The sequence below is a fragment of the Vibrio sp. 1401 genome (assembly GCF_033340295.1).
Genome location: NZ_JAWOWF010000811.1, coordinates 1 through 524 on the forward strand (window position 1 = coordinate 1; position 524 = coordinate 524).

1 pseudogene is annotated in these 524 nt (G+C 44.8%); it reads left to right on the plus strand.

Features of this window, described 5'->3' with window-relative positions:
- Nucleotides 1–524: pseudogene (locus R7Z77_RS28300) on the plus strand (GGDEF domain-containing protein); the annotation flags it as partial.

The window sequence follows — 524 nt, forward strand, 5'->3', positions numbered from 1 at the left end:
GAAAGATTTCGATAAGGCCATTAACCACTACCAGAATTCATTGAAAATCTTGGAAGAGCTCCACTATCCGTATGGACAAGGCTTGGCGTATTTGGGGCTTGCTTCCGCCATTGCTGAAATTGGCAACCTTGAACAAGCCGTCAAATACATTAACAAAGCACTCGGTTTGGGCGAGCGATACGAAAACAACCATTTACAAACCGAGGGGCATTTAGCCGCTGGTTTTGCTTATCTGAAAAATGACGCGCCAGAAAAGGCGATCGAGCACGGTAAAGAAGCGTTCACACTAGCAATGGAAAACTCAAGGCCATTGCTACAAGCGAGAGCGCAACTGTTGCTGTCCAATGCTTACCAAAAACTTGGGGATTACAAAGCGGCGCTAAGTCACTATGAAGCATATTCAACATTGGAACTAGATAACCGAGATACTAGCAACATCAAGGCAATGGAAGCTCTCGACCTCACCAAAAATGAGTACGAATACGAACTGCAACTGATCAAACTTGCGAACGAGCGGAATTTAA